The sequence below is a fragment of the Streptomyces flaveolus genome (genome assembly GCF_044765825.1).
In the GTDB taxonomy this organism is placed as follows: Bacteria; Actinomycetota; Actinomycetes; order Streptomycetales; family Streptomycetaceae; genus Streptomyces; species Streptomyces flaveolus.
The window spans coordinates 1-25,038 of sequence record NZ_JBIWKU010000013.1 but is presented as its reverse complement, the minus strand read 5'-3'; the positions used below and the strand labels follow the sequence as shown (position 1 = coordinate 25,038).

The window sequence follows — 25,038 nt, the reverse complement described above, 5'->3', positions numbered from 1 at the left end:
GTGCGTGATCCTTTCTTACTACGAACCCGTCCGAGCAGGCATGACGCCGCACGGGGGCGTCATGCCTTCGCGCCGCGTGTCGTCATCTACGGTAAGTGCCGGCACCGAGCCGGGGGCCTGCTCGACCGGCCGGTCATCAACGCGATCTTCCGGAGGTGCGGGCGCACTGCGCTCGCATGCCCCGCCACCTGCTGCGCCTCGCGCGCCGGGCTGTCAGGTTTTCGCGTTCCCTCCGCTCGTCCGGGCAGCCGCGGTTCAGCGCACAGCCTGTCTCCCGCGGCGGGATGCGGACGCGGCGGGCCGAACGGGTGACGCGGACGCCGGCCGCGGCCCGCGCCCTCGACCGCGTCGGTCCTCCGGTGCGGCACTCGCCGCTCTCAGCGTCGAGAAGCCCGGTCGGCCTCCTGAGCCGCACGCTCCAGCCGGTTCCGATAGTCCTCCCACCACGCTTGGCCGCCCGGTGCCATGCTGTCGTTGCCCTTGCGCTCCCCGACATCACCGTCCACGAGTTCGCGGACGATGTCGGCATGCCCGGCGTGCCGGTGCGTCTCGGCGATCATGCGTACTACGGCGTGATGCAGCGTCACCTCGGCCTTGCTGCTGGGCCACCACGGCACCTTGCCGACGGTGTCCAGCGCCAGCGCGTCGATCGTCGCGTCCGCGTGGGCCCACGCCCTGCGGTACAGCTCCACGATGTCCTCGCGCGACTCCTCGGGCGTTGCCCACATGTCCGCGTTGGGCTCGGCGCCCTCGTCCATCCAGGGCAGCGCCTCGCCGGACGGCCTCCCGAAGACATCGCCGAGGTAACCCAGCTCCATGCTGGCCACGTGCTTCACCAGACCCAGGAGGTTGGTGCCCGTCGGCGTCAGCGGGCGGCGGATGTCGTACTCCGGGAGCCCTTCGAGCTTCCACAGCAGCGCGTCGCGGGCGGACTGCAGGTAGAAGTGGAGGTCGGCCTTGGCATCTGATGAGGTCATGCGGCCAGTCTGCCGCTCCCGCGCTCCCCGTTCGATCGAAAGCGGCGAATCGGCAGGCGGCCCGGCACCGATCGCCACGGCCGTCCGCCTGCCGGTGGAATTCGTACCCGCCGCGTCACACATTCGGCCTCACCGACGGGCTGTTTGATCAACCGGCATGTCTGATTCAGACATGTTCAATCCTTCTCGGCGTGTCCTGCTCCGCGCCCCGTTCGCCGCTGCCGGCGCGGGCCTCCTGGCTGCCTGCACGGGCTCCGACTCGGGCTCCGGCCCGGGCTCCGGCCCTCAAGGAGCGGTCGGCGGCCGGGCGTTCGTCCCGGCCGGGCCCCCGGGCTACGTGAATCCGTCCGACCCGGAAGTCCTCGCGGCCGAACGGAAACGCGGGGCCGGCCCCGTGCGCACGTTCCGGTTCACCGCCGCCGAGACGACGCTGGACCTCGGCGGGCGGTCCGTGCCGAGCTGGGCGTACGACGAAACGCTGCCGGGACCCCTGGTCCGTGTCACCGCCGGCGACGTGATCGACATGACGCTCGCCAACCGGCTGCCCGCCAACACCACGCTGCACTGCCACGGGGTGCGGCTGCGCTGCGACATGGACGGCGTGCCGGACCTCACCCAGGAGTCCATCCGCCCCGGGGCCGATTTCCGCTACCGCTTCACCGCCGAGCACCCGGGCACGTACCTGCTTCACTCCCACGTCGGGATGCAGGCCGACCGGGCCCTGTACGCGCCCCTCGTCATCGACGACCCGCGAGAACCCCTGTCCTACGACAAGGAGTGGGTCGTGGTCCTGGACGACTGGCTCGACGGTGTCGAGGGCTCCACCCCCGAGGAGGTCCTGAAGCAGCTGAGGCCCGCCGGCTCCACGGACGGGGGCCACATGGCCATGGGCCCCGGCCGCGGCGGCGCGAGCCCCAGCCGGTCGGCGACGGCGTCCGCCCCTTCGACGGGGAGGTCCACGGGCCCCTCGCGCGTGCTGCGCAAATCCCACAGCCGCATGCTGCACGGCGAGGGCGGCAGCGTCGCCCACCCCTATCACCTGGTCAACGGGCGCCTGCCCGGTCATCCTGACGTGTTCCGCTGCCGTCCCGGCGACCGCGTCCGGCTGCGCATCATCAACGCCGGCTCCGAAACGGCATTCCGGGTCGCGCTGGGCGACCACGAGATGACGGTCACCCATACCGACGGCTATCCGGTGAAGCACACGCGGACCCAGGCCCTTCTCGTCGGTATGGCGGAGCGGTACGACGTCCTGATCACCGCCCGGGACGGCGTCTTCCCCCTGGTCGCGCTGCCCGAGGGCAAGAAGGGCAGAGCCCTCGCCGTCCTGCGCACCGACAAGGGGAGCAAGAAGCTTCCCCCTGCCGACGTCCACCCGGACGAACTCGACGGCATGACCGTCCCCGCACGCCGTCTCGTGCCCGACGACTCCGTGGCCCTGGAGGACCGTGAACCCGACCGCGAAATGCGCATCCGGATCACCGGCAGCATGGAGAGGTTCGACTGGGGGTTCGACCACAAGGCCTACTCCGTGCAGGAGCGCCGTGCGGTGCGCGCCGGTGAACGGGTACGGCTCACGCTCATCAACGCCACGGACATGTGGCATCCGATGCACCTGCACGGGCACACCTTCGCCATCACCGGTCTGGACGGGGTGGGCGCACGCAAGGACACCGCGGTGGTCCTCCCGCACCGCAAACTGGTGCTCGACTTCGACGCGGACAACCCGGGTCTGTGGATGCTGCACTGCCACAACCAGTACCACTCGGAGAGCGGGATGATGACGGTACTGGGATACCGCCGGTAGGGCGTACCCGGTCACTCAGGGCGGCGGCCCCACTGGGCTGCGGGGATGGAACGCTTGACCGACGTGCCCGAGAGCCCCGCCCGGCCTGGAGACGCGGGCCGGGCGAACGACTACGACCGTTTCGCCGAGGCGTATGCGGCCCAGACCGAGAACAACCTCGTGAACGCCTACTACGCCCGGCCCGCGATGCTGGCCCTCGCCGAAGACGTGGCCGGCCGTCGGATCCTGGACGCCGGCTGCGGCTCGGGCCCCCTGTCCGCCGCCCTGCGCGACCGCGGTGCCGTGGTCACCGGCATCGACGCCAGCGCCCGCATGCTGGCGCTGGCCAGGCGGCGGCTCGGTGACGACGTGCCCCTGCACCTGGCCGACCTGAGCGACCGGCTGCCGTTCGACGACGGTGCGTTCGACGACGTGGTCGCCTCGCTCGTCCTGCACTACCTGGAGGACTGGGGGCCGACGCTGGCCGAGATGCGGCGAGTGCTCGGGCCCGGCGGCCGGCTGATCGCGTCGGTGGACCATCCCCTTGTGGCCTACACGTTCCAGGATCCTCGGCCGGACTATTTCGCGACCACCAGCTACACCTTCGACTGGACGTTCAACGGGCAGTCCTTTCCGATGAAGTTCTGGCGCAAGCCGCTGCACGCGATGGTCGACGCCTTCACCGACGCGGGATTCCGGCTTTCCGCCGTCAGCGAGCCGCAGCCCGACCCGGCCGCCCGTGAGCTGTTCCCCGACGGCTTCCACGACCTCTCGACCAGAGCCACCTTCCTGTTCTTCGTCCTCGAGGTACCGGCGTCGGCCGCCGGCTCGGCCGACTAGCCGGTCGCGCGAGGGGGCCGGCGACCACTGCACGTGGTCGCCGGCCCTGTGATCCGCGTCAGTGCTCTGCCTGGCGTCCGGTCAGTTCGCGTTCACCAGATCGTGCGCCGGCACGGTCACCGTCCGCTTGCCCGGCTTGCCGCCGAGCACGATCTTGCGGAGTGCGCTGTTGTTGTCGAGGCTGGTCTCCTTCAGCCGCTTCTCCGGGTTGGCCAGCACCTGGATGTAGTAGGTGCCGTTGGGCACTCGGGTGATGTCGAAGGACTGGCCCGGCAGGTCCTGGGTGTACGTGTCGCCGGAGCCGACGTCCAGCACCTCACGGACGGAGATCGAGTTCTCCTGGCCGCAGGCGGTCGAGAGGTCGGTGTTGTACGGGTGCCAGTTGGCGTTCTTCACCGTGTAGTCGACCGCGTCGGTGTTGGCGAGGCAGAAGGCCTCCTTGCCGCTGCGCACGGCCTCCTTCTTGTCCGCCTTCAGCAGCCGGTAGCTGGCGAAGTCGGTGAAGTGCCAGTGCACATGGCCCGGGCGCGGGTCCCATTCCATGGTGCCGGTCGGGGTGTAGCCGACCTGCTTGCCCTTGGCGTCGTAGAAGTACTGGTAGGCGTCCATCTTGGCCTTGCCGGGCGAACGGAAGCCGTCCACCACGAGCTGCGCCGGGCCGGCGTTCCACACGTTGGCGCTGAAGGCCAGGTAGTCCTTGCCGGGGATGTCCTTCTCGCCGTCGCTGATGACGATCCCGTAGGCCGGCAGCGAGCGCAGGTCGGGCTTGGGAACGTCGGGGACGGAGGTCTTGCCGACGGGCCGCTTCGACAGCGGCTTCAGCGCCGGTGCCTTGCGCGAGCCGTCGGTCTGCCCGCCCGTGTCGCCGACCCGCGTCGCGCGGGCGGCCTGCTCCTTCTTCACCGCCCACGGCAGGGCCGGAGGCGCCGCCTTCAGCGGCCCGTGGCCCACGTTGTACGAGGGGCCCGCGCCGCTCGTCACCGGCGCGGCGGCCTGGGCGGGCGTCGGGGCGTGTCCCGGGCCGTGGCCCGCGTGCCCGGACGGCGCCTGGTGGCCGGCTCCGGGCCCGGCGTGCCCCGCGTGCTCGCCGGCCTCGGCGGACTGTGCGGAACGGGATGCCGGCGCGCCGACACCTTCCTCGTCCTCGTAGCTCCGCTCTTCCACGGTCACCTTCACCGTGGCCGGCTTGTCGGCGATGCCGAACAGGTCGCGGTACTTCTTGGCGACCCCGACCTTGGCGGTGTACGTACCGGCCGCCAGCTTGATCGGGTCGCTGTAGGAACCCGCGTAGGTGTTGGCCGCCCAGCCCTTCTCGACGCCCCACACCGAACCGAGGGTGAACGGGTTGGTGGGGCAGCTCTCCGGATACTTGGAGGTGGCGGGCGCGTCGGGGCGCACCCGGCCGCTGGCGTTGTTCGGGCAGAAGTCCTCGGCCCGGCTGAGGACCTTCTTGCCCGCCTTGTCGGTGACCGTGATCTGCGCGAAGCCGGGCAGGCCGGAGAAGTCCTTCACCGTGCCCTTGGGCAGCGTCTTGGTCTTGGCCTTGCCGCCCTCGTACACGGTCTGGGTGATGGTCACCGGGTCCTTGTAGGACTTCCGGGTCACCTTCAGCTCCAGCGGCGTCCCCTCGGCGGTGAGGTAGGTGCCGAGGTCGAGGTAGACGCCCGGGTCCTCCTTCCAGGAGGTGAGCGTGATCGAGTTGGTCGCGGCGATGAGGCTCAGCTTGGGCCCTGTCGCGGCCTTCGCCGGCTCCGACGTGGCGGCCACGAGCCCGGCCGTCACGGCCAGGGCGGCGACGGCCGTGGTGCCTGCGAGCAGCGGACGCCGCAGCCGGGTGGTGCGCGTTCTGGTCATCGTTCCCTCGTCCTCCGGTGCTGTGAGAAGGAGACAGGCGGCGGGCGGCACGACGTGTCGGCGAGGACAGCCGCAGGGCCGGCCCTGTGCGGGGCACTTGCTGTGCCCGCGCTGTGAGAGGAACGGACCCGACGCTCGGTTGTCCGCGGGTGGGAAACGACGGGATGTTGGCCGGATACCTCCGTTGCGGAAGGAATCGGGTCATTTTCAGGCTCAGGGCCCACCTGGTGACAGGACTTCTGATATCGGCTGCGGCCGGTGGCGACACATGTGCTGGTCGGCTCGGGACGGCGAGTGGCAGATCGTTGCGTTCTGACACCACAGATGGCGCGGGACTCCTACAGGGCTCCGGCGGACGGGGTCGAGCGGAACGCGTCGGCAGTCGGGCCTGCGGTGGCATGGGCCGGAGAAGCCGGTCGCGAGGCTGATGCGCATGCCGGGTCCGCGGCCCTCCGGGCCGAGGCGGACCCGTACGCGGAGGAACTGGTGCGAGAGCTGATGAGGGCTCCGGGATCCCGTTTCGACAGCAGCCCGGCGGCGGGCCGCGGCGCGGCCTCCACCTGCCTGCCGCGTCCGGTGGTCCCCGAGCCCCTCGTCACACGGTCCGTTCGGGGATCGCCGGCAGAACCTTCTCGGCGATGGCGAGGAGGGCGCTGTCGTCCGGGAGGGCTCCGGACGTGCTCCACACCGTGATGTCGTAGAACCCGCCCCGGTCCTTCCCGTCGAAGGCCACGGACAGCGTTCTGGCCAGGGGACCCTGCTCGACCGGTCCGCCGGATCCGCCGCTCCCGAGATTGATCTCGATCCTCATGGTGTGGTCCGAGGAGAAGACCGCGGGCCGGCCGAGGACCGCGAGCGTCTTGACGTCCGTCTCCTCACCGAACTTCATCAGTTTCACGTACTGGGCGATCGACAGCTCGTTGTACGTGGCCGACACGTTCACGGTGTACGTGTCGAACTGGACCTCGGCCTCCGGCTGGGCGATCTTCCCGTCGGTCAGGGGAGCGGTGTTGCTGGTGCCGGAGGCGACGGTCGCGGTCTCCGCGGGCGTTCCGAGGAGCTGGGCCAGGTCGGACCGGTTGAGCGCCTTGCACAGCTCGTCGCCGGTCGCGGCCTGGGGCGTCTTCTGGTAGGCGCTCGGCAGTTCCTCGCCCTCCCCGCTCGAACACGAGGCGGCCTGCGGCGTGGTGTCGTCGGAGGGCAGCAGCTGCGGGCCGAGCCACAGCGCGGCGCCGAGGGCCGCGAACACGGCCACGGCCGCGAGGCCTGGCCCCAAGCGTTGGGTTCCTTCTCCGGTGCGGCCGGGGTGGGACGCTGCCCCACCACGGCCTGCGGCTGCGGCTGCGGCGGCGCGGCGGCGTGGGCCACCACCCCGTCCGCGGAGGCCACCGGGCTCGGGTTCCGGCGAGCGCGCAGGGCCTGGACCACCGTATGGACGCGTACCGCGGTGAACACCAGGAACACCGTGCCGATCCCGGCCGGCACCCATTCCTCGTCGCGGACGGCGAGATACATGATGCGCACGCCGAAAACGGACCCGACCACGATGAGCAGAGGCTCCCGGACCCAGAAGGGCAGGAGACGGATGAGGAAACCGAGCATCCGGTGATCTCACCAGGGCGAGATCACGCCTGGCTGTGACGGAAGCCACAGTTCCGGGTCACGGGTGTGCAGCATGCGAATGCGGTTGCGGCAGACCCCGGGAGTCCGGTGAGGTACCGGCATGGACGGTGCCACGGAGCGGAGGCGACGGGCGGGGCCGGGCGGGGCGGACCGTGCGGCCGGGATGCGCCCGGCTCCGTGGCACCGGGTGGCGGTGCTCGCCGCCCTGATGCTGGCCGCCTTCACCTTCAACACCGCGGAGAACCTGCCGATCGGCCTCCTGGAACTCATCGCGGACAGCCTGAGCGTGTCGGTGTCGGCAGTGGGTCTCCTGGTCACCGGCTACGGCGTGACGGTGGCCGTCACCTCCTTGCCGCTCGCGCACGTGATGCGGGCGGTGCCCCGACGTCATGTGCTCACCGGACTGCTGGCCGCGCTGGTCGTGTCCAGCCTGGTCGCGGCACTGGCCACGTCGTACTGGGTACTCCTCGGGGCGCGGCTGCTGACCGCGCTCGCCCAGGCGCTGTTCTGGGCCGTGATGGGGCCGGTCGCGGTGGGCCTGTTCGCGCCCGGGATCCGTGGGCGCGTGGTCGGCGCCCTGTCCGTCGCCGGTTCGCTCGCCCTCGTCCTCGGTGTCCCCGCCGGCAGCTGGCTGGGGCGGCAGAGCGGCTGGCCGGTGCCGGTCGCCGTGCCGGCGGCGCTGGGCGCCGTCTCCCTGGTGACGATCGCCGTACTGCTGCCGACGTCACGTCCGGAGGAGGAGCCCGCCGCCTACGGAACCGGTCCCGACACCCGCAGGTTCGGGGTCGTGCTGGCGGCCGGGGCCCTGTCCGCCACAGGGGCGTTCACGGGATACACGTACATCGTGAAGTTCCTCGGCGACGTCAGCGGGTTCTCCCCGGGCACGGTCAGCGCCCTGCTCGTGGCCTTCGGTGCCGCGTGCCTGGCCGGGGTGAGCATCACCGGAGTCCTGCTGGACCGCTTCCCGCAGGCCGCCCTGGCCACTGCCGTGGCCACGCAGGCGGTGGGCATGCTCGGCCTGTACGTGGCCGGCTCCGATCCGGTGGCGGCGGTGGTGTTCGTGATGACGGTCGGCGGTGCGCTGGGGCCGGTGTTCATGGCCACCCAGAACGAGATGCTGCGGTGCGCACCCGGCCGCACGGACCTCGCCCTCGCGGCGAACTCCGGTGCCTACAACGCCGGCATCGCGGCGGGCGCCGCGCTCGGCGGGCTGGTTCTGCCGCTCGCCGACGTGCGGGGCACCTTCCTCGCCGGCGGACTGCTGACCGTCGGGGCGTGCGCGGTCCTGCTCGGCGGGAGGCTGCTGCGTCCGGGACCAGGATCCGCCGAGTAGACCGCGCGGGTGACCCTGTGTCAGCTCTGACAGGTGCGGATCGCCGGTCCTTCACGGCGACCGGCGTGCGGGCGCTCCGCCACGGCCACCAGCTCCGCCACGGCGAGCGCGGCGCAGCCGGCCGGGAGCGACTCTTCTTCCGGACCGGTCCGGGCGTTCATCGGCCACGGATGTTCCGCTCCCTCGTGATGTGGTCGGCAGCGAGCCGGCTGAACGTCATGGCGGGGCCGATGGTGGCACCGGGACCCGGGTACGTCGCGCCCATGACCGCGGCCGAGACGTTGCCCGAGGCGTACAGCCCGTCGATCACCGTGCCGTCCTCCCGCAGCACACGGGCCGTGGCGTCGGTGACCAGCCCGCCCTTGGCCCGATGTCGCCCGGGTGCACGAGGCCGCTTTCGCGCCACGGCCGGGGGAAGGGTTGCCCCGGGAACAGCCCCATGCAGAGGTAGCGGGACTTGGCGGTGGCGTCGAGGACCAGCCAGGACGGGACGGTGCTCGCCCCGGGCTGTCAAGCGTCCGGCGCGTGAGACGACCGGGCGGCCGCGGTGTGCGGCCGCCTGCCTCCCGCGGCGTCATCGCGGTGCGCGGGCCGGCTCCTCCAGGCCGGCCGCGTCGCCGTCCGAGGTCGGGCCGGGTGTCTTCTCCGCGGCGGACACCGGCTGTGCGTCCGGGCGCCGCGGCCGGACCCAGAGGACGTGGACGCCCGCGAGGAGCGCCAGCCACACCGCGCCGACGACCAGGGCGATCCGCGTGCTCCCGTCGAGGGCGAGCAGCACCATGACCGCGGCCATGAACACGATGGCGGCGATCTGGCCGTAGGGCCAGAAGGGGGCGGGGAACCTCAGTGACGCCCGCTCCTCGGCGGACATCGTCCTGCGCGCCTTGACATGGGTCAGGAGGATCATCAGCCAGACCCAGACGGTGGCGAACGTCGCGATCGAGGAGATGATCAGGAAGATCCTGCCGGGCATGAGGACGTTCATCAGCACGCCGAGGAGCAGGGCCCCGATCATGACGAGGGTGGTCACCCACGGCACGCCGTTGCGGGTGACCCGCAGCATGACCGCGGGGCCCTGGCGCCGTTCCGCCAGGCCGAACATCGTGCGGCCCGCGGCGAAGATGTCGCTGTTGATCGCGGACAGGGCAGCGGTGAGGACGACGAGGTTGAGGACGGCGGCCGCGGACTTGAGCCCGACGCCGGCGAAGATCTCGACGAAGGGGCTGCCCGACGCGTCGATGTCCTGCCAGGGGGTGATCGACATGATCACCGCGAGGGTCAGCACGTAGAAGAGGATGATGCGCACCGGGATGGAGTTGACCGCGCTCGGGATGGTCTTCTCCGGGGACTCGGCCTCACCGGCCGTGACGCCGATGATCTCCGTGCCGCCGAAGGCGAACATGACCACGGCGAACGACATCACGAAGCCGTCGGCGCCGCCGGCGAAGAAGCCGCCGTGGCTCCACAGGTTCGACAGGCCGACATGGCCGTCGCCGCTGCCGAGACCGAAGGCGATCACGGCGATGCCGACGAGGATCATCGCGACGATGGCCACGATCTTCACCAGGGAGAGCCAGAACTCCAGCTCGCCGAAGACCTTGACGCTGACGAGGTTGAGCGCGCCGATGAGCAGGACGGCGGCCAGCACCCAGATCCAGCGCGGCACGTCGGGGAACCAGAAGCCCATGTAGACACCGACCGCGGTGATGTCCGCGACGCAGACGATGACCATCTCGAAGGCGTAGGTCCAGCCCGTGGTGAACCCGGCGAGCGGGCCGAGGTGCCTGGTCGCGTACTCGCCGAAGGAGCCGGCGCTCGGCGAGGCCACGGCCATCTCGCCGAGGGACCGCAACACGAGGAAGACGGCCGCTCCGCCGATCAGATAGGCCAGGAGGACGGCGGGCCCGCCGGCCTGGATGGACTCGGACGAGCCGTAGAAGAGCCCCGTGCCGATGGCGGAGCCGAGGGCCATGAAGCGGATGTGCCGGGAGCGGAGCCCGCGGCTCAGACCGGCGGTGTCGGTACGCAAACGAGTGTCTCCCTGTTCGGGGTGTGCGCCGGAAGGTGACGGAGCGGTTTCCGTGTCGGTCCCGCCGGTCCGTCGTCCGAGCTCGCGGCGGGGACGACGGCCTGTATATTCCTGTCTATACAGGAGCGTCAAGGGGTGGTCCGATGAGTGAACGCGAGCCGGCGCCGAGCACGCCGCCGCCGTCGAACGCGTCGTCGAGCGCGTCACCGGCCGTCGGCCGGGCGCTGGACATGCTGGTGTACCTCGCCGGGCGCCCCGGGCTGGTCCAGGCCGCAACCCTCGCCCGTGACCTGGGAGTTCCGCGGTCTTCGGCCTACCACATCCTCAAGGTCCTGACCGACCGCGGTTTCGTCACCTACGTACCGGCGGAGCAGGCGTACGGGCTGGGCGTCACCTCCTTCGAGGTGGGCTCCGCCTATCTGCGGCACGAGCCCCTGGAGCGGCTCGCCCGCCCCCTCCTGCACACACTCGCGAGCCGCCTCGGCCAGCCGGTGCACCTGGGGATCCTGCACGGCGCGGAGACGGTCTACCTCCTCAAGGAACGGCCACCCGCGGGCCGGACCGGCGACATCGACATCGCCCTCGTCACCGACATCGGCGTGCGCCTGCCGGCCCACCTCACGGCCAACGGCCGCGCCATCCTCGCCCACACCTCCGAGGCGCAGCTGCGGGCGCTGTTTCCCCGGCCGGGCGACCTCACCTCCCGCACGGGCCGGGGGCCGCGGACGCTGCCGGAGCTGGCCGGCGAGCTGGCCCGGGAGCGGGAGCGCGGCTGGTCCCAGGAGGTCGAACTGGTGACCAGGGGATTCTGCTCGATGGGGGCGGCGGCGTTCGACCACAACGGGCGGCCCGTCGCGGCGATCAGCACCACCTGGCGCCGCCACCACTGCCGGCACGACGCGGCCCAGGTGCGGGACGTCCTGCGGCACGGCGCCGCACGGCTCACCGCGGCCGTGTCGGGCCATGCGCCGGCCCCGGCGGCGGGGGCGGCCGCCGCGTGAGCGTCAGTGCGTCGCGAACGCACCCTCGAGCCGGTAACGCGAACCGGGGTGCAGCAGCCGCGCGATGCTGACGAGCGCGTCCCGTGACCAGGTGCGGCGCTGGATCAGCAGACAGGGCTCGGACGGCGCGACACCGAGGATCGCGCACTCCTCCGGCGAGGCCAGCACCGCCTCCACGATGTGCTCGCCCTTGCCCAGGGGCGCGACCTTGGACAGGAACGTGAACGGCGTCTGCCGGGTGAAGTCCTGCTCCAGATAGCCGGGCGCGAACGCCGGAACGACGTAACGGTCCTCGAGCTGGATCGCCACCCCGTCCTCGTAGTGGACCACCCGGGAACGGAAGACCGGCTCCCCCGTGCCGAGACCCAGGTGCGCGCCGGTCTTCTCGTCGGCCCGCTCCTCGCGCACGGACAGCACACGGGCCTCGTAGCGGTGGCCGCGGTGGCGTACCTCGTCGGCGATGTTGTGCACCTCGAGCAGGGCGGAACTGGCCTTCTTCGGGGCGACGAAGCTGCCGACCCCCATGACCCGCCGGATGACGCCCTCGGCGGCCAGCTCGCGCAGGGCGCGGTTGACCGTCATCCGGGACAGACCGAGCGCCTCCACGAACTGGCTCTCCGACGGCAGCGCGTCGTCCTCACGCCAGTGGCCGCCGGCGATCCGCTCGGCGACCAGGTCCTTGACACGCCGGTACGCGGGAACGGAGCCGGAGGTGCGCTGCTCGTACAACCGGCCGAGCTCCGCTGGATCCACGACCAAGCCGCCCACCGTCCTCGTCCTTCGCCGCACTGGCTGCCTCGTATCCGCTGGGAATCCTAAGGGAGGGCCCGCTCGCGAGTGAGCCGGCGCCGTCGGACGCCAGGAAGGGTCTCGGATCCGAGAAATCCGCCGGGCGCCGCTGGTTCCGTGTCCGCCGCTGCCGTGTCATGGCGGGACAACGGCTCGACCTTTTGTGAGGAGTCCCCATGACCAGCGATTCCCCCGCGGCACCGGGCACCGTCCGTGCCCCGCGCGGTACCGCACTGAACTGCCTCGGCTGGCAGCAGGAAGGCGCCCTGCGGATGCTCATGAACAACCTCGATCCCGAGGTCGCCGAGCACCCCGAGGACCTCGTCGTCTACGGCGGCACCGGAAAGGCCGCCCGCAACCGGGAGGCCTACGACGCCATCGTCCGCACGCTGAAGACGCTGAAGGACGACGAGACGCTGCTGGTGCAGTCCGGCAAGCCCGTCGGCGTGATGCGCACCAGCGAGTGGGCGCCGCGCGTGCTGCTGGCCAACTCCAACCTGGTCGGCGACTGGGCCAACTGGGAGGAGTTCCGGTCGCTGGAAGCCCGGGGACTCACCATGTACGGCCAGATGACGGCCGGTTCGTGGATCTACATCGGCAGCCAGGGCATCCTTCAGGGCACGTACGAGACCTTCGGCGCCGTCGCCCGCAAGAAGTTCGGCGGCAGCCTGGCCGGCACCATCACCCTCACCGCGGGACTCGGCGGGATGGGCGGCGCCCAGCCGCTCGCCGTCACCATGAACGACGGCGTGGCCCTCTGCGTCGACTGCGACCCGTCCCGCATCGAGCGCCGGATCGCCCACCGCTACCTCGACGTCGCCGCCGACGACCTGGACCACGCCCTGCGCCTCGCCGTCGAGGCCCGCGACCAGCGCAAGCCGCTCTCCATCGGTCTGACCGGCAACGCCGCCGAGATCTTCCCCGAACTGCTGGAGCGGGGCGCGCCCGTCGACATCGTCACCGACCAGACCAGCGCCCACGACCCGCTGTCCTACCTCCCGGTCGGCGTGCGCCTGGAGGAGTGGCACGACCAGGCCCGCAAGGACCCCGCCGGCTTCACCGAGCGCGCCCGCGCGTCCATGGCCAAGCACGTCGAGGCCATGGTCGGCTTCCTGGACGCCGGCGCCGAGGTCTTCGACTACGGCAACTCGATCCGCGACGAGGCCCGCAAGGCCGGCTACCGGCGGGCGTTCGACTTCCCCGGCTTCGTGCCGGCCCACATCCGGCCGCTGTTCGAGGAGGGCCTCGGCCCGTTCCGCTGGGCCGCCCTCTCCGGTGACCCCAAGGACATCGAGGCCACCGACAAGGCCATCATGGAGCTCTTCCCGGAGAACGAGCACCTGCACCGCTGGCTGAAGATGGCCGGCGAGCGCGTGGCGTTCGAAGGGCTGCCCGCCCGCATCTGCTGGCTGGGTTACGGCGAGCGGCACCGCGCCGGTCTGCGCTTCAACGAGATGGTCGCCTCCGGCGAGCTGTCCGCGCCCGTCGCCATCGGCCGCGACCACCTCGACTCCGGCTCCGTGGCCTCGCCCTACCGCGAGACCGAGTCGATGCTCGACGGCTCCGACGCCATCGCCGACTGGCCGCTGCTCAACGCCCTCGTGAACACCTCCTCCGGGGCCTCCTGGGTCTCCATCCACCACGGCGGCGGCGTCGGCATGGGCCGCTCCATCCACGCCGGCCAGGTCTGCATCGCCGACGGCACCGAGCTGGCGGCGCAGAAGCTCGCCCGCGTCCTGACCAACGACCCGGGCATGGGCGTCATCCGGCACGTGGACGCCGGTTACGAGCACGCCACCACGGTGGCGAAGGAGCGCGGCGTACGCATCCCGATGACGGAGACCGAGGGCGGCGCCGCGTGAGTGCCGTGACCACGGGCAGCCGAACCCCGCTCGTCCGCACGGACGTCCCGGCCGCGCCCTGGACCGGACGGGACGACGGCCCCGGCGCCGACAACCTGCGCTGGCACCACGCCGTGCACCTCGACCCGGCAGGGGCGGCCCCGGGGGACGCCGCCTTCGTCGGCTTCCGCAGCGACGAGGGGGTGCGCCGCAACAAGGGCCGGCAGGGCGCCGCGAACGGCCCGGACGCCCTGCGCGGCGCCCTCGCGTCGATGGCGCTGCCGAGGCCCCTGCGGGCGCTCGACGCGGGCGACATCGAGGTCGCCGGGGACGGCGAGGACGACCTGGAGACGGGGCAGCAGCGCCTGGGCGGTGCGGTGGCCGCGCTCGTCGACCGCGGCCACCCGGTGATGGTGCTGGGCGGCGGCCACGAGGTCGCGTACGGAAGCTACATCGGGCTGGCGCAGACGCGGGCGGTGCGCGAGGGCGGCCGGCTCGGGGTGCTGAACCTCGACGCGCACTTCGACCTGCGCGACGACGTCCGGCCCAGCTCCGGCACGCCCTTCCTGCAGATGGCGCAGAGCGAGGCGCGGCAGGGCCGGGACTTCAATTACTGGGTGCTGGGCGTGAGTCAGCCGAGCAACACGGAGCGGCTGTTCCGCACCGCGGACTCGCTCGGGGTCCGTCATCTGCCCGACACCGAGTGCGGTCTGCTCGACCTGGCGCGCACCGAGAGGTTCGTCGACGAGTTCCTCGTGAGCTGCGACGTGGTGCACCTGAGCATCGACCTCGACGTGCTGCCCGCCGCCGTCGCACCGGGCGTCAGCGCCCCCGCCGCCTACGGCGTGCCCATGGACGTCGTCGAGCGGGTCTGCGCCCGGGTGGCGGCGAGCGGCAGGCTCGCGGTCTGCGACATCGCCGAACTGAACCCCGAGTTCGACGTGGACCGGCGTACCGCCCGCGCCGGTGCCCGCCTGATCCACCGCATGGTGACCGCCCTGGCGTGACACCCCGCGGGCGCGCACCCGCCCCCCATCAGGCCGCCAGGCCGTGAGACGCGACGAAGCCGCGGCCTGGCGGCCGCGGCTTCTCGGGCGGGCGGCCCGGTCAGTGACCGGGCCGGTCGACGAGGTCGACGACCGCCAGGACCCCGTCGACGCCGATGGTGTCGACGGGGTCCTGGTCGGAGAAGAGGACGGCGTCGAGACGGCCGAGGCGGACGGACGCGCCGTGGAGCAGGGCCGTCCCCTCCAGGACGATCGCGAGGACGCGGGTCCCGGTGCCGGGTCGTACGCAGGTGTGCGCGCGCTCGACGCGGACCCGCGCCGTCGTCCCGGCACGCCGGGCCATCACGTTGAAGTCGACGATCGGTCCGTCGAGCAGCCGGCACTCCGTGACGGCGTCACCGGGGAAGGCGAAGGGCTCGTAGGGGGCGTCCACCACGTGCGGGGTCCCGTCGACGGTCAGTGCCATGCCCGGCCCGTCGACGACGGTGATGATCCTGTCGACGCCGTCGAACGTGGAGAACGGTCCGCTGCGTGCGACGTCGGCGACGCTGACCCGCCACGCGAAGTCGTCGGTCCCGGCGCCCTGCGGGTGGACGGCGACCTCAGACGTCACGCCTCCGCCGTTCTTCCACGGCGCGGGTGTCCGCTCCGACGCCCGCAGAATCTGTGGTGCCATGTGGTGCCCTCTCGCATCTCGAAAAGCCGGAAACCCCCCGGGCCGGCCGGCCCGGGAGGTGTGGACGTCGACCTGGTCAGACCAGCGGGCCGGTGACCGACTCCGCGGCGGCCAGGGCGCGGCCGGAGGTGACGTACTGGACGGTCGCCTCGATCTCGGGGGCGAGCCAGCGGTCGGTGCCGGGGCCGTCGACCGTCTCGCGCAGCCCGTCGCGTACCGCTGCGGTGGCCGGCGCCGGGCTCAGCGGCGCCCGCAGGTCGAGCGCGCGGGCGGCGGTGAAGATCTCCACCGCGAGGACGCGGCCGAGCCCGTCGATGGCCCGGCGCAGCTTGCGGGCGGCGGACCAGCCCATGGAGACGTGGTCCTCCTGCATGGCGCTGGAGGGGATCGAGTCGGTGGAGGCCGGTACGGCGAGCCGCTTGAGCTCGGAGACGATCGCGGCCTGCGTGTACTGCGCGATCATGTGGCCGGAGTCGACACCGGGGTCGTCGGCCAGGAAGGCGTTGAGGCCGCGGTTGCGGGCGGGGTCGAGGAACCGGTCCGTGCGGCGCTCGGAGATCGAGGCGAGATCGGCGACCGAGATGGCCAGGAAGTCGAGGACGGCGGCCACCGGGGCGCCGTGGAAGTTGCCGTTGCTCTCCACCCGGCCGTCGAGGGTGACGACGGGGTTGTCGACGGCGCCGGCCAGCTCGCGGGAGGCGACCAGCTCGGCGTGGGTGAGGGTGTCGCGGGCCGTGCCGTGGACCTGCGGCGAGCAGCGCAGCGAGTACGCGTCCTGGACGCGGGTGCACTCCGGTCCCTTGTGGCTGGCGACGATCGCCGAGTCGGCGAGCAGGGCGCGCAGGTTGCCGGCGCTGTCGCCCTGGCCGGGATGCGGGCGCAGCGCCTGGAGGTCGGCGGCGAACACGGCGTCGGTGCCGAGCTGGCCCTCGACGCTCATCGCGGCGGCGATGTCGGCCGTCCGCAACAGGAGGCGCAGGTCGTGGGCGGCGAGGACGAGCATGCCGAGCATGCCGTCGGTGCCGTTGATGAGGGCGAGGCCCTCCTTCTCCTCCAGCACGACCGGGGTGATGCCCGCGTCGGCGAGCGCCTCGGCGGCGGGCCCCCGCACACCGTCGGCGGTGCGGACCTCGCCCTCGCCCATGACGGCGAGCGCGCAGTGGGCGAGGGGGGCGAGGTCGCCGGAGCAGCCGAGCGAGCCGTACTCGTGGACGACCGGGGTGATGCCGGCGTTCAGCAGCGCGGCGTACGCCTCCGCGGTCTGCGTCCGTACGCCCGTACGGCCCGTGGCGAGGGTGGACAGGCGCAGCAGCATCAGCGCGCGGACCACCTCGCGCTCGACCTCGGGACCCGAGCCCGCGGCGTGCGAGCGCACCAGGCTGCGCTGGAGCTGGGCCCGCAGTGCGGTGGGGATGTGACGGGTGGCCAGGGCGCCGAAACCGGTGGAGACGCCGTAGTGGGGCTTGGCGTCGTCGGCGAGGGCCTGGATGACCTCGCGACTGCGGGCGATTTCCTTGAGCGCCTCCGGGGCCAGTGCCACCGGGGTGCCGCGACGGGCGACGGACACGACTTCGTCGGCGGAGAGCGCGCCGACACCAACAACAACGGTCATGCCCTTATGAAGCCGCAGGCGGGCGGGGGTGTGCGAGGGGTTCCGGATCAGTAGTGTCTGGGATCCAAGACATTGCGGCCCGGGAACGTCTGAGATCCCAGACACATGGCCGGCCCCGCCACTGGTCTACTCTCGCCCCATGAGCATGGTCCCCGCCGCCGCGCAGGTGCTGGCCGTGCTGCGCTATCTGGCGCGGCAGGCCGCACCGGTGCCCGCGGCCGCCATCAGCCGCGACGTGGGGCTGCCCCGCTCGACGACCTACCACCTGCTCGACACCCTCGCCGCCGAGGGCTTCGTGGTCCATCTGCCGGAGGAGCGGCGCTACGGCCTCGGCGTCAGCGCCTTCGAGCTGGCCTCCGGGTACGAGCGCCAGGCGCCGTTCCAGCGGCTGGCCCGGGTGCCGCTGGCCACGCTCGTGGACCGTACCGGGCACAACGCCAACCTCGCCGTGCTGCACGGCCGCGAGGTCATCTACGTCATCGAGGAGCGGGCTCCGGGCCGGGCGCCGCTCGTCAGCGAGGTGGGGGTGCGGCTGCCGGCCCACCTGACCGCCAGCGGCCGGGCGGTGCTGGCACTGCTGCCGCCCGCGCAGGTGCGGGCGATCTTCCCGGACCGGTCCGCCTTCGTGCTGCGGCACGGCGTCGGTCCCGCGTCGCTGACGGCCCTGCGGGGTCTGCTGGCCCAGGTGCGGCGCCGGGGATATGCGACGGAGGAGGGCGAGGTCACCCCCGGCCTCTCGTCCGTCGCCGCGCCCGTGCTGGACCACCACGCCCATCCGATCGCGGGCGTGTCCGTCACCTTCCCCGGTGAGTCGGCCGACGCGTCGGAACGCGACCGGATCGCGGCTCACGTGGCGCAGACCGCGCGGGAACTGACCCGCCGCGTGGGCGGCGTCACCCCGGCGCGGACCGGGCGGGGCCCCGAGCCGTAGGGAAGACGCTCGACCCCGCTCCGTGAGTGTGTGGATGAGTACGCATACTCATGTGGGGCGCGTGGCACCGGCCGGAGACTGCGTCCATGACACGGATCATTGCTTCCCTCAGCCCGCTCGCCCATCCGCGGCGTGCCCTCGCGGCGGCCGCCCTCGCGGCCCTGGCGCTGGCCGGCTGCGGCATCGAGAGGCCGCATGACGGTGAATCCCGGAGCGAGCCGGGCGGCAGCGTGGGCGCGAAGGAGAGTGCCACACCGCCGGGCCCCGATCAGGCGGCGTTCACGGCGATGCTCGAGAGGGTTGCGCAGCCGTGCTCCGCGACCGGTGAGAGCGGAACAGAAACCGGGCAGGGTCCGGCCGACAGGAGGCCGACCGGCTCGGCGGGGCGGGAGAGCCTCGCGCCGGGCGAGACCCCTCCGGACGAACCGATCGAGCCCGGCGCCCCCACGGGTCCCGAGGCGGAGTTGAACGACCGTGACTGGTGCGCGAGTGTCCAGCACGAACAGCGCATCATCCAGGCGCTGCAGGCGGTTTCGGAGCCAACCCCGGCCAAGGTCAGGAAGACCCTCAACGACCTGGGTTACATCGACGAACGCATCCACGGCCTGGAGCAGGTGGGCAGGACGACGCACTTCCGCCTGGACCTGCGCGAGAAGGGCGGCCGCCTCTGCGAGAAGGGGGTGGCGGCGGGCGCGGAAACGGATGTCTCCGCGTGTGTCGCCCCTGCGACCGGGCCTCTCCCGGCTCAGTGGGAACGCGGTCGGGGTCGCTCCGGCTCGTATGCGGCGCAGTCGGGATTGTGACACGGGCCCGGACCCCAGGAGGGGACGAAGATACCGAGACTCTTGTGCCGTCTGATCTCGCTGCCGACGGGATGACGGCATACCGGGCAGACGTATTCGGTCCGCGGTGTGGATTCGCGTATGTGGCTGCTCATGCTTCTCACGGTAGAGCGGCACACATGTTTTGTCCTGGGCCATGACCGGCCCGCGAAAGACGGACCTCAGTACGTGCCGGGGGACGAGGCCGCCCTGCGGGTGTTCAGGATCTCGATGACCTCCTCGTCGCTCACCTGCTCGAAGTCGTCGTACCAGAGTCCGACGGCGCGGAAGTCCGGCGGCTGTCGGAGGCACACGACGTCGTCGGCTTCCGCGCGCATCTCGGCGGCGGCCGCGGGGGCCCCGACGGGAACGGCGAGGATCAGCCGGGCGGGGTTCAGCCGTCGAAGATGGCGGAGGGCGGCGCGTGCGGTGGCGCCGGTGGCCAGGCCGTCGTCGACGAGGACCACGGTGCGGCCCTCGACGTCGGGCGTGGCCCGGTCGCCCCGGTAGAGCAGGGCGCGGCGTCCCAGTTCCGCACGCTCCCGGGCCACGTCCTGGACGAGGCGGTCCTCGCTGAGGCCGAGCAGCTCCAGGGCCCGCTGGTCGAACAGGGGCGGGTCGTCGCCCACGACCGCGCCGATGCCCGTCTCCGGCCTGCCGGGAAGACCGATCTTGCGTACCACGAGCACGTCCAGTGGCGCCCCGAGTGCCTGGGCGACTTCGGCGGCCACCGGCACGCCACCGCGGGGCAGCGCGAGGACGACGACGCGGGGCAGTTCGCCGTCGGACGCCCACTCCGCGAGCCGCAGCCCGAGTTCCTGGCCGGCCACCCGGCGATTGTGGAATCGCATGACCTGATGCCTGCCTCTCTCCCCCGGTGGGAATGGAACGGCCACCGCGTCCGGGCCCGCCGCGGTGTCAGCCGGAGCGGTCGCCGCCGGCCCCTTCGCTCAGATGGTCACGGAACCAGGCGGCGGCGACTTCGGTGACCTCTTCCAGGGCGCTGGGCTCGGGGAAGAGGTGGGTAGCGCCCGGGACGACGTGGATCCGGTGGAACGACGCAAGCCGCCGGGCAGCCTCACGGTTCAGATCGAGCACCGTCTCGTCGCTGCCCCCGACGACGAGCAGGACCGGTGCGGCGACCAGGGGAAGGGCATCGCCCGCCAAATCCGGCCTGCCTCCCCGGGACACCACCGCGAACACCGCTGCGGGCCGCTCCGCCGCCGCCGTCAGGGCGGCCGCCGCTCCCGTGCTCGCCCCGAACAGCCCGACGGGCAGGCCGGCCGTGTCCGGCCTTCGTCCCAGCCAGTCCACGGCATCCGCCAGGCGCCGTGCCAGCAGGGCGACGTCGAAGCGATGCCGGGCGGTGGCGATGTCCTCGCGCTCCTCGTCCGGTGTCAGGAGGTCCAGCAGCAGTGTCCCGAACCCCGCTCCGCGCAGACCTGCGGCGACCGCGCGGTTACGGGGACTGAGCCGTGAGCTGCCGCTGCCGTGCGCGAACAGGACCATGCCCCGCGCGCCGGGTGGCACGGTGAGATCGCCGTCCAGGGTGGCGCGGTGCGAGGGGACCTTCGCGGTTTCGGACGCCATGCCTGTTCATCTCCCCTGAGGCTGTCCGAGGGCCGGGAGGTCCGGGTACCCCGGCCGTGCGGCTCCGTACCGCGTGTCGCCTGATCCGCGGGCCCGTTCCCTTGCTGTCGAGTGCACTCCAACTCCTAGAGTGACGCTCCCATCCGCCCCACCGACGACGGAGCACCGGTATGCGCTATCGAGTCCTCGGCAAGACCGGCATCGAGGTCAGTACCCACTGCCTCGGCACGATGATGTTCGGCGCCGTCGGCAACCCCGACCACGAGGACGGCGCACGCATCGTCCACGCCGCGCTCGACGCCGGCATCAACTTCGTGGACACCGCCGACATGTACTCGGCCGGCGAGAGCGAGGAGATCGTCGGCAAGGCGCTCAAGGGCAGACGTGACGACGTCGTGCTCGCCACCAAGGTCCACTTTCCGCTGGCGGAGGGACGCAACCGCAGCGGCAATTCACGCCGCTGGATCCTCAGGGCCGTCGAGGACAGTCTGCGGCGCCTGGACACGGACTGGATCGACCTCTACCAGGTGCACCGTCCCGACCACACCACCGACATCGAGGAGACGCTGTCCGTCCTCGGTGATCTGGTGAGGGCGGGCAAGATCCGGACGTTCGGCTGCTCCACGTTCCCCGCGGAGGACCTCGTCGAGGCCCACCACGTGGCGGAACACCGCGGTCTGATGCGGCTGCGCACGGAACAGCCGCCGTACTCGCTGCTCGCGCGCGGCATCGAACGGTCCGTACTGCCCACCGCGCAGCGTCTCGGCATGGGCGTGCTGACCTGGTCACCGCTCGCCTCGGGATTCCTGTCCGGCGCCTACCGCGAGGGCCGGCACGTCGACCTGACCACCGGCCGCGCCAAGCTCACTCCGCACCGCTTCGACCCCGCCGTACCGGGCAACGCGGCGAAGCTCGCGGCCGTCGAGCAGTTCGTCGCCCTGGCCGACGAGGTGGGCTGCACGCTGCCGGAACTGGCCGTCGCCTTCGTACTGGTCCACCCCGCCGTCACCTCGGTGATCACCGGGCCGCGCACCATGGACCAGCTCACCGCGCTGCTCAAGGGAGCCGACCTGCTGCTCGACGACGCGGTGCTCGACCGGATCGACGAGATCGTGGCCCCCGGCACCGACCTCTACCGGGCCGACGGCGCCTGGCAGCCGCCGTCGCTCACCGAGCCCGCACGGCGCAGGCGCCCGGCCGGGGAACGGGCGGCCGCGGGCTGAGCCGGTCCCGCTCTCGTCCCGTGACCTGTCCGGCGCAGGCCCGCGCGCGGACGGCTCGCCCGACTGGTCGGCTGGACGGCTGGCTCGTCGTGGACGTCCGGGAGGCCGAGGAGACGTTCCGGCAGTTCGGTGAGACCCTCATGCCGATCCTGCGGGACCTCGGCGTTCCGGACGTACGGCCGCGCCGCCGGCCGGCGTTCAACGTCGTCACCCGGTAGGTGCGCCGCCCACCGAGTGGCGGTCGCGCAGGCGGGCGAAGGCGGTGCGCCGGGGAAGGTGCGGAAGGAAGCTCTTGATCCGCTCGGCACATTCCCGCGGGGTCGCGGTACTGGTGTCGCACTCCAGGTCGTAGTCGCCGTGCCGGTGGACGAGGTCGTACTGGTGCGCGGCGAGGCCCACCGGGCGGTCGCCGCGCGCCCGCTCCCGGCGCGTGAGTTCCTCCGGCGGACAGTGGACGCCCACGAACAGCACGCGTTCGGGAGGCAGGACCGACAGGCAGTCGAGCAGCCGCCACGGCTCACTGAGCACATGGTCCACGACGACGTCGTTGCCCACCTCGGCCATGGCCGCGACGGAGCGGTGAAAGCCCATCCTGGTCCGCCGCAGCGCCGTGTCGAGTTCCTCGTCGTCGAGGGCACGCTTGGTGCGCATCGCGTTGAAGCTGTCCACCGCCAGGTGGAAGAAGACCCCGTCGTCGAGGACGTCGAGCAGCTCGCGGGCGATGCTCGACTTGCCCGAACTGGACGTGCCGTTGAGGAAGATGATCCGCCCTGCCGTCATCCGGGCATGATGCCAGACGGCCGGTCACGTCACGTGCGCAGGTCGGCGAGCAGCAGGTGGTGGTCCGAGTACGGCGTCGGGTGCACGCGGTGCCGGAGCGGGACGATGCCCCGCAGGAAGACGTAGTCGAACTTGCTCTCCCAGTCGGTGGTCGCCTGGCAGGTGCCGACGGGCGAGGGACGGCATCCGGGATCCGCGTCCGCGGCCAGTTCCCGGAACGGGTCGAGTTCGGGGGTGTCCGGCACGGCGTTGAAGTCGCCGAGCACGATGGCACGGTCGTACCGGCCGACGGCCGCGGCGAGTACGGCGGTCTGGCCGGCCCGGACCGCCTCCTGACGCCGTTGGGCCAGGTGCGTGTCGAAGACCCGGACGGACCGGCCGCCCACGGTCGTGGTGACGGCCATGTACCCGCGGTCCTCGGACCCGCCGTCGGGATACTCCACGTTGACGCGGTCCGTCATCGGAGCCGCCGAGAGGAGTGCCTGGCCGAAGGCTCCCGGATTCCACGGCCACCCGCCGCAACGTCCCCGGTTGTGCAGTACCGATCCGTACGCGACGTGGTAGACCAGCCCGTGGACGCCCTCCAGGTAGTCGCGGATCTTCTCGACGTCACGTACGCACGCCTCCTGCAGACCTATGACCTGCGGCGCGTACGCGGCGATCTCCGCCGCCCGGTCGGCGTTGCTCTCGTCGCAGGGGTTGCAGATGTTCCACGTCATCACCCGGTTCGGCACGACGTCCTTGACGGCGTCGGCGCGCAGTGGCCCGGCGACGGGGCCGTCGCCCGGCGCGCCGCGGCCCACGATCAGCAGGCAGGCGACCGCCAACGCGCCCGCGAACCACCAGGTGTTCCTTCCGCGCACGATCGCCTCCTCGCTGTGCCCGCACGTGCGGTCCGACGGGTCCACGCACGAGGTTAGGCGACGGACTCGGCCGGCAACATGGGCTTCCGGTCGCTCACCGGCCCCTGCGGCGGTCAGTCCACCACCAGGACGACCTCCAGGGTGCGGGGCCCGTGGACGCCTTCCACCCGGTCCAGCTCGATGTCGCTGGTGGCGGACGGGCCGGAGATCCAGGTGCTCGGGCGGGTGGGGTCGAGACGGGGCAGGGCCTGCGGCAAGGAGGCGACCACCTGGGTTCGGGCGTCGACGACGCAGATGTGCACGTCGGGGACGAGGGTGAGGGCGCGCCGGCCCTGCCCCGGGCCGGCGTCCAGGACGACGGTGCCGGTCTCCGCGACGGCCAGGGCGCAGCCGGTGACCACGGCGTCGACGGAGTCCAGCTCCTCCGGCGTCAGGGGGACGTCGTCGAAGCGCTGCCGGGCGTCGGAGCCTGCCAGCCAGTCGCCGGGGAGGCCGGGCGGCACGACGACACTGCGCGTGCCGTGGTCGGCGAGGAGCTCGCCGATCAGTGCCGCCAGCCCCTGCCGGGTGCTGCGGTGCACGCCCGCCCGGTAGTCGGCGAGGTTCTCGTGGAGGAGGTCGAGCACCGTGGCCGGGTCGTCCGGTGTGTGGCTGACCAGGTAGTCCCGCGAGACCTCGGGGGCCTCGGGCGCGTCCGCGAGAGCTCTGCGTACGCGGCCGAGGACGCGGTCGCGGGAGGAGGACGGAGGGGTCATGCGTGGTTCTTCTTCCACCAGTCACGGAACGGTTCGGCCGGCACGTCCGGCAGATCACGGCTGTTGGTCCACTGGCGCGCGCCGGGTCCGGGGAGCCGCTTGGGATGCAGCTTCCGCGTCCCGGACGCGAGCCGTTCGCCGGCGGCGAGGGCGGCCGGGTGGTCGAGGAGCCAGGTCGCCGTCCTCATCGCGGCCTTCTCCAGCCGGTGCCCCTTACCGCCCTGGTCGGCGACCTTCTCCCGCAGGTGCACCAGGACTTCGGGGATGTCGATGGCGACCGGGCACACCTCGTAGCAGGCGCCGCACAGCGAGGACGCGTACGGCAGGGAGGCGTCGATCTCGCTGCCCGTGCCCCGCAGCTGAGGGCTGAGGATGGCGCCGATCGGGCCCGGATACACCGAGCCGTAGGCGTGTCCGCCGGCGCGTTCGTAGACCGGGCAGACGTTCAGGCAGGCCGAGCAGCGGATGCAGCGCAGGGCCTGGCGGCCGACCTCGTCGGCGAGGGTGTCGGTGCGGCCGTTGTCCAGCAGGACCAGGTGGAACGTACGGGGACCGTCCGCGTCGGTGGTTCCCGTCCACATCGACGTGTACGGGTTCATGCGCTCGGCCGTGGAGGAACGGGGCAGGAGCTGGAGGAAGACCTCCAGGTCCCGCCAGGTGGGGATCACCTTCTCGATGCCGACCACGGAGATCAGCGTCTCGGGCAG

Annotated in this window: 24 protein-coding genes and 1 pseudogene; 10 read left to right on the top strand and 15 right to left on the bottom strand. The window is 72.1% G+C overall.

Annotated elements, in window-relative coordinates; genetic code table 11:
* Positions 1-377: 377 nt before the first annotated feature.
* Entirely contained in the window at positions 378-977 is a 600-nt protein-coding gene (locus tag ACIRG6_RS31420) for a DinB family protein (protein ID WP_318216044.1), read from the bottom strand.
* Positions 978-1,149: 172 nt separating this feature from the next.
* Between ACIRG6_RS31420 and ACIRG6_RS31415 the strand changes: the two genes are divergently transcribed.
* Complete coding sequence (locus ACIRG6_RS31415; RefSeq protein ID WP_403325119.1) at positions 1,150-2,784, top strand: multicopper oxidase family protein; 1,635 nt, start codon at positions 1,150-1,152, stop codon at positions 2,782-2,784.
* 45 nt (positions 2,785-2,829) lie between these two features.
* Positions 2,830-3,603 (top strand): class I SAM-dependent methyltransferase, encoded by a 774-nt coding sequence (locus tag ACIRG6_RS31410; RefSeq protein ID WP_403325118.1) that lies wholly within the window; start codon positions 2,830-2,832, stop codon positions 3,601-3,603.
* A gap of 81 nt (positions 3,604-3,684) precedes the next feature.
* On the opposite strand, the gene ACIRG6_RS31405 is transcribed toward ACIRG6_RS31410, so the two are convergent.
* Together ACIRG6_RS31405 and ACIRG6_RS31400 are read right to left on the bottom strand one after the other, a co-directional pair.
* Positions 3,685-5,457 (bottom strand): lysyl oxidase family protein, encoded by a 1,773-nt coding sequence (locus ACIRG6_RS31405; protein ID WP_364684683.1) that lies wholly within the window; start codon positions 5,455-5,457, stop codon positions 3,685-3,687.
* Positions 5,458-6,052: 595 nt separating this feature from the next.
* A pseudogene (locus tag ACIRG6_RS31400) lies at positions 6,053-7,059 on the bottom strand (DUF6215 domain-containing protein).
* Positions 7,060-7,288: 229 nt separating this feature from the next.
* Here ACIRG6_RS31400 and ACIRG6_RS31395 point away from each other — a divergent pair.
* Positions 7,289-8,413 (top strand): MFS transporter, encoded by a 1,125-nt coding sequence (locus tag ACIRG6_RS31395; protein ID WP_403325234.1) that lies wholly within the window; start codon positions 7,289-7,291, stop codon positions 8,411-8,413.
* 20 nt (positions 8,414-8,433) lie between these two features.
* On the opposite strand, the gene ACIRG6_RS31390 is transcribed toward ACIRG6_RS31395, so the two are convergent.
* From ACIRG6_RS31390 to ACIRG6_RS31380, 3 genes are all read right to left on the bottom strand, one after another.
* The gene (locus ACIRG6_RS31390; protein WP_403325117.1) at positions 8,434-8,574 is read right to left on the bottom strand and encodes a hypothetical protein; all 141 of its coding nucleotides are present in this window, start codon (positions 8,572-8,574) and stop codon (positions 8,434-8,436) included.
* Positions 8,571-8,819, bottom strand: a complete 249-nt coding sequence (locus ACIRG6_RS31385; RefSeq protein ID WP_403325116.1) for an FAD-binding protein — start codon at positions 8,817-8,819, stop codon at positions 8,571-8,573. The genes ACIRG6_RS31390 and ACIRG6_RS31385 overlap by 4 nt, the downstream gene beginning before the upstream one ends.
* A 168-nt stretch (positions 8,820-8,987) precedes the next feature.
* A complete protein-coding gene (locus tag ACIRG6_RS31380; protein ID WP_403325115.1) occupies positions 8,988-10,442 on the bottom strand; it encodes an amino acid permease in 1,455 nt (484 codons plus the stop codon).
* Positions 10,443-10,585: 143 nt separating this feature from the next.
* Here ACIRG6_RS31380 and ACIRG6_RS31375 point away from each other — a divergent pair, with 143 nt between their 5' ends.
* Positions 10,586-11,443: an IclR family transcriptional regulator gene (locus ACIRG6_RS31375; RefSeq protein WP_365024597.1), complete on the top strand. Its 858-nt coding sequence runs from the start codon at positions 10,586-10,588 to the stop codon at positions 11,441-11,443.
* Between the two features lie 3 nt (positions 11,444-11,446).
* Here the strand turns inward: ACIRG6_RS31375 and hutC are convergent, their stop codons facing one another.
* The gene (hutC, locus tag ACIRG6_RS31370) at positions 11,447-12,196 is read right to left on the bottom strand and encodes a histidine utilization repressor (RefSeq protein WP_318216428.1); all 750 of its coding nucleotides are present in this window, start codon (positions 12,194-12,196) and stop codon (positions 11,447-11,449) included.
* 212 nt (positions 12,197-12,408) lie between these two features.
* Between hutC and hutU the strand changes: the two genes are divergently transcribed.
* Positions 12,409-14,094, top strand: coding sequence for a urocanate hydratase (hutU, locus tag ACIRG6_RS31365; protein ID WP_403325114.1), 1,686 nt, complete (start codon positions 12,409-12,411; stop codon positions 14,092-14,094).
* On the top strand, positions 14,091-15,080 hold the full coding sequence (gene hutG / locus ACIRG6_RS31360) for a formimidoylglutamase (protein WP_364684695.1): 990 nt from the start codon (positions 14,091-14,093) through the stop codon (positions 15,078-15,080). The genes hutU and hutG overlap by 4 nt, the downstream gene beginning before the upstream one ends.
* A 100-nt stretch (positions 15,081-15,180) precedes the next feature.
* On the opposite strand, the gene ACIRG6_RS31355 is transcribed toward hutG, so the two are convergent.
* Together ACIRG6_RS31355 and hutH are read right to left on the bottom strand one after the other, a co-directional pair.
* Positions 15,181-15,756 carry a HutD/Ves family protein gene (locus ACIRG6_RS31355; RefSeq protein ID WP_403325113.1) on the bottom strand — a complete coding sequence of 192 codons (576 nt, stop codon included), beginning with the start codon at positions 15,754-15,756 and terminating at the stop codon, positions 15,181-15,183.
* Positions 15,757-15,832: 76 nt separating this feature from the next.
* Positions 15,833-17,368 carry a histidine ammonia-lyase gene (hutH, locus tag ACIRG6_RS31350; protein WP_364822572.1) on the bottom strand — a complete coding sequence of 512 codons (1,536 nt, stop codon included), beginning with the start codon at positions 17,366-17,368 and terminating at the stop codon, positions 15,833-15,835.
* Between the two features lie 139 nt (positions 17,369-17,507).
* Between hutH and ACIRG6_RS31345 the strand changes: the two genes are divergently transcribed.
* Positions 17,508-18,299, top strand: a complete 792-nt coding sequence (locus ACIRG6_RS31345) for an IclR family transcriptional regulator (RefSeq protein WP_403325112.1) — start codon at positions 17,508-17,510, stop codon at positions 18,297-18,299.
* A gap of 86 nt (positions 18,300-18,385) precedes the next feature.
* The gene (locus ACIRG6_RS31340; protein WP_364684703.1) at positions 18,386-19,102 is read left to right on the top strand and encodes a hypothetical protein; all 717 of its coding nucleotides are present in this window, start codon (positions 18,386-18,388) and stop codon (positions 19,100-19,102) included.
* A gap of 200 nt (positions 19,103-19,302) precedes the next feature.
* Here ACIRG6_RS31340 and ACIRG6_RS31335 read toward each other — a convergent pair whose 3' ends face one another.
* Together ACIRG6_RS31335 and ACIRG6_RS31330 are read right to left on the bottom strand one after the other, a co-directional pair.
* Positions 19,303-19,971, bottom strand: a complete 669-nt coding sequence (locus tag ACIRG6_RS31335) for a phosphoribosyltransferase (RefSeq protein WP_364684705.1) — start codon at positions 19,969-19,971, stop codon at positions 19,303-19,305.
* Positions 19,972-20,038: 67 nt separating this feature from the next.
* Positions 20,039-20,710 carry a dienelactone hydrolase family protein gene (locus ACIRG6_RS31330; RefSeq protein WP_403325111.1) on the bottom strand — a complete coding sequence of 224 codons (672 nt, stop codon included), beginning with the start codon at positions 20,708-20,710 and terminating at the stop codon, positions 20,039-20,041.
* Between the two features lie 170 nt (positions 20,711-20,880).
* Between ACIRG6_RS31330 and ACIRG6_RS31325 the strand changes: the two genes are divergently transcribed.
* Complete coding sequence (locus tag ACIRG6_RS31325) at positions 20,881-21,933, top strand: aldo/keto reductase (protein WP_365024629.1); 1,053 nt, start codon at positions 20,881-20,883, stop codon at positions 21,931-21,933.
* Between the two features lie 20 nt (positions 21,934-21,953).
* A complete protein-coding gene (locus tag ACIRG6_RS31320; RefSeq protein WP_364822580.1) occupies positions 21,954-22,151 on the top strand; it encodes a hypothetical protein in 198 nt (65 codons plus the stop codon).
* Here ACIRG6_RS31320 and ACIRG6_RS31315 read toward each other — a convergent pair.
* The 4 genes from ACIRG6_RS31315 to ACIRG6_RS31300 all read right to left on the bottom strand — a co-directional run.
* Positions 22,141-22,713 (bottom strand): chloramphenicol phosphotransferase CPT family protein, encoded by a 573-nt coding sequence (locus ACIRG6_RS31315; protein WP_364822583.1) that lies wholly within the window; start codon positions 22,711-22,713, stop codon positions 22,141-22,143. The two genes, ACIRG6_RS31320 and ACIRG6_RS31315, sit on opposite strands and share 11 nt — an antisense overlap.
* A 29-nt stretch (positions 22,714-22,742) precedes the next feature.
* Positions 22,743-23,579: an endonuclease/exonuclease/phosphatase family protein gene (locus tag ACIRG6_RS31310; protein ID WP_364684720.1), complete on the bottom strand. Its 837-nt coding sequence runs from the start codon at positions 23,577-23,579 to the stop codon at positions 22,743-22,745.
* A gap of 110 nt (positions 23,580-23,689) precedes the next feature.
* A complete protein-coding gene (locus ACIRG6_RS31305; RefSeq protein ID WP_403325110.1) occupies positions 23,690-24,331 on the bottom strand; it encodes a LutC/YkgG family protein in 642 nt (213 codons plus the stop codon).
* Positions 24,328-25,038, bottom strand: a 711-nt coding sequence (locus ACIRG6_RS31300) for a lactate utilisation protein LutB domain-containing protein (protein WP_403325109.1), incomplete at its 5' end; no start/stop codon positions are given. The genes ACIRG6_RS31300 and ACIRG6_RS31305, both read right to left, overlap by 4 nt.

Coding starts and splice junctions, on each gene's coding strand:
- ACIRG6_RS31420 (WP_318216044.1), bottom strand. CDS start 977: ATGACCTCATCAGATGCCAAGGCCGACCTCCACTTCTACCTGCAGTCC.
- ACIRG6_RS31415 (WP_403325119.1), top strand. CDS start 1,150: ATGTTCAATCCTTCTCGGCGTGTCCTGCTCCGCGCCCCGTTCGCCGCT.
- ACIRG6_RS31410 (WP_403325118.1), top strand. CDS start 2,830: ATGGAACGCTTGACCGACGTGCCCGAGAGCCCCGCCCGGCCTGGAGAC.
- ACIRG6_RS31405 (WP_364684683.1), bottom strand. CDS start 5,457: ATGACCAGAACGCGCACCACCCGGCTGCGGCGTCCGCTGCTCGCAGGC.
- ACIRG6_RS31395 (WP_403325234.1), top strand. CDS start 7,289: ATGCTGGCCGCCTTCACCTTCAACACCGCGGAGAACCTGCCGATCGGC.
- ACIRG6_RS31390 (WP_403325117.1), bottom strand. CDS start 8,574: ATGAACGCCCGGACCGGTCCGGAAGAAGAGTCGCTCCCGGCCGGCTGC.
- ACIRG6_RS31375 (WP_365024597.1), top strand. CDS start 10,586: ATGAGTGAACGCGAGCCGGCGCCGAGCACGCCGCCGCCGTCGAACGCG.
- hutU (WP_403325114.1), top strand. CDS start 12,409: ATGACCAGCGATTCCCCCGCGGCACCGGGCACCGTCCGTGCCCCGCGC.
- ACIRG6_RS31355 (WP_403325113.1), bottom strand. CDS start 15,756: ATGGCACCACAGATTCTGCGGGCGTCGGAGCGGACACCCGCGCCGTGG.
- hutH (WP_364822572.1), bottom strand. CDS start 17,368: ATGACCGTTGTTGTTGGTGTCGGCGCGCTCTCCGCCGACGAAGTCGTG.
- ACIRG6_RS31345 (WP_403325112.1), top strand. CDS start 17,508: ATGAGCATGGTCCCCGCCGCCGCGCAGGTGCTGGCCGTGCTGCGCTAT.
- ACIRG6_RS31340 (WP_364684703.1), top strand. CDS start 18,386: ATGACACGGATCATTGCTTCCCTCAGCCCGCTCGCCCATCCGCGGCGT.
- ACIRG6_RS31335 (WP_364684705.1), bottom strand. CDS start 19,971: ATGCGATTCCACAATCGCCGGGTGGCCGGCCAGGAACTCGGGCTGCGG.
- ACIRG6_RS31330 (WP_403325111.1), bottom strand. CDS start 20,710: ATGGCGTCCGAAACCGCGAAGGTCCCCTCGCACCGCGCCACCCTGGAC.
- ACIRG6_RS31325 (WP_365024629.1), top strand. CDS start 20,881: ATGCGCTATCGAGTCCTCGGCAAGACCGGCATCGAGGTCAGTACCCAC.
- ACIRG6_RS31315 (WP_364822583.1), bottom strand. CDS start 22,713: ATGACGGCAGGGCGGATCATCTTCCTCAACGGCACGTCCAGTTCGGGC.
- ACIRG6_RS31305 (WP_403325110.1), bottom strand. CDS start 24,331: ATGACCCCTCCGTCCTCCTCCCGCGACCGCGTCCTCGGCCGCGTACGC.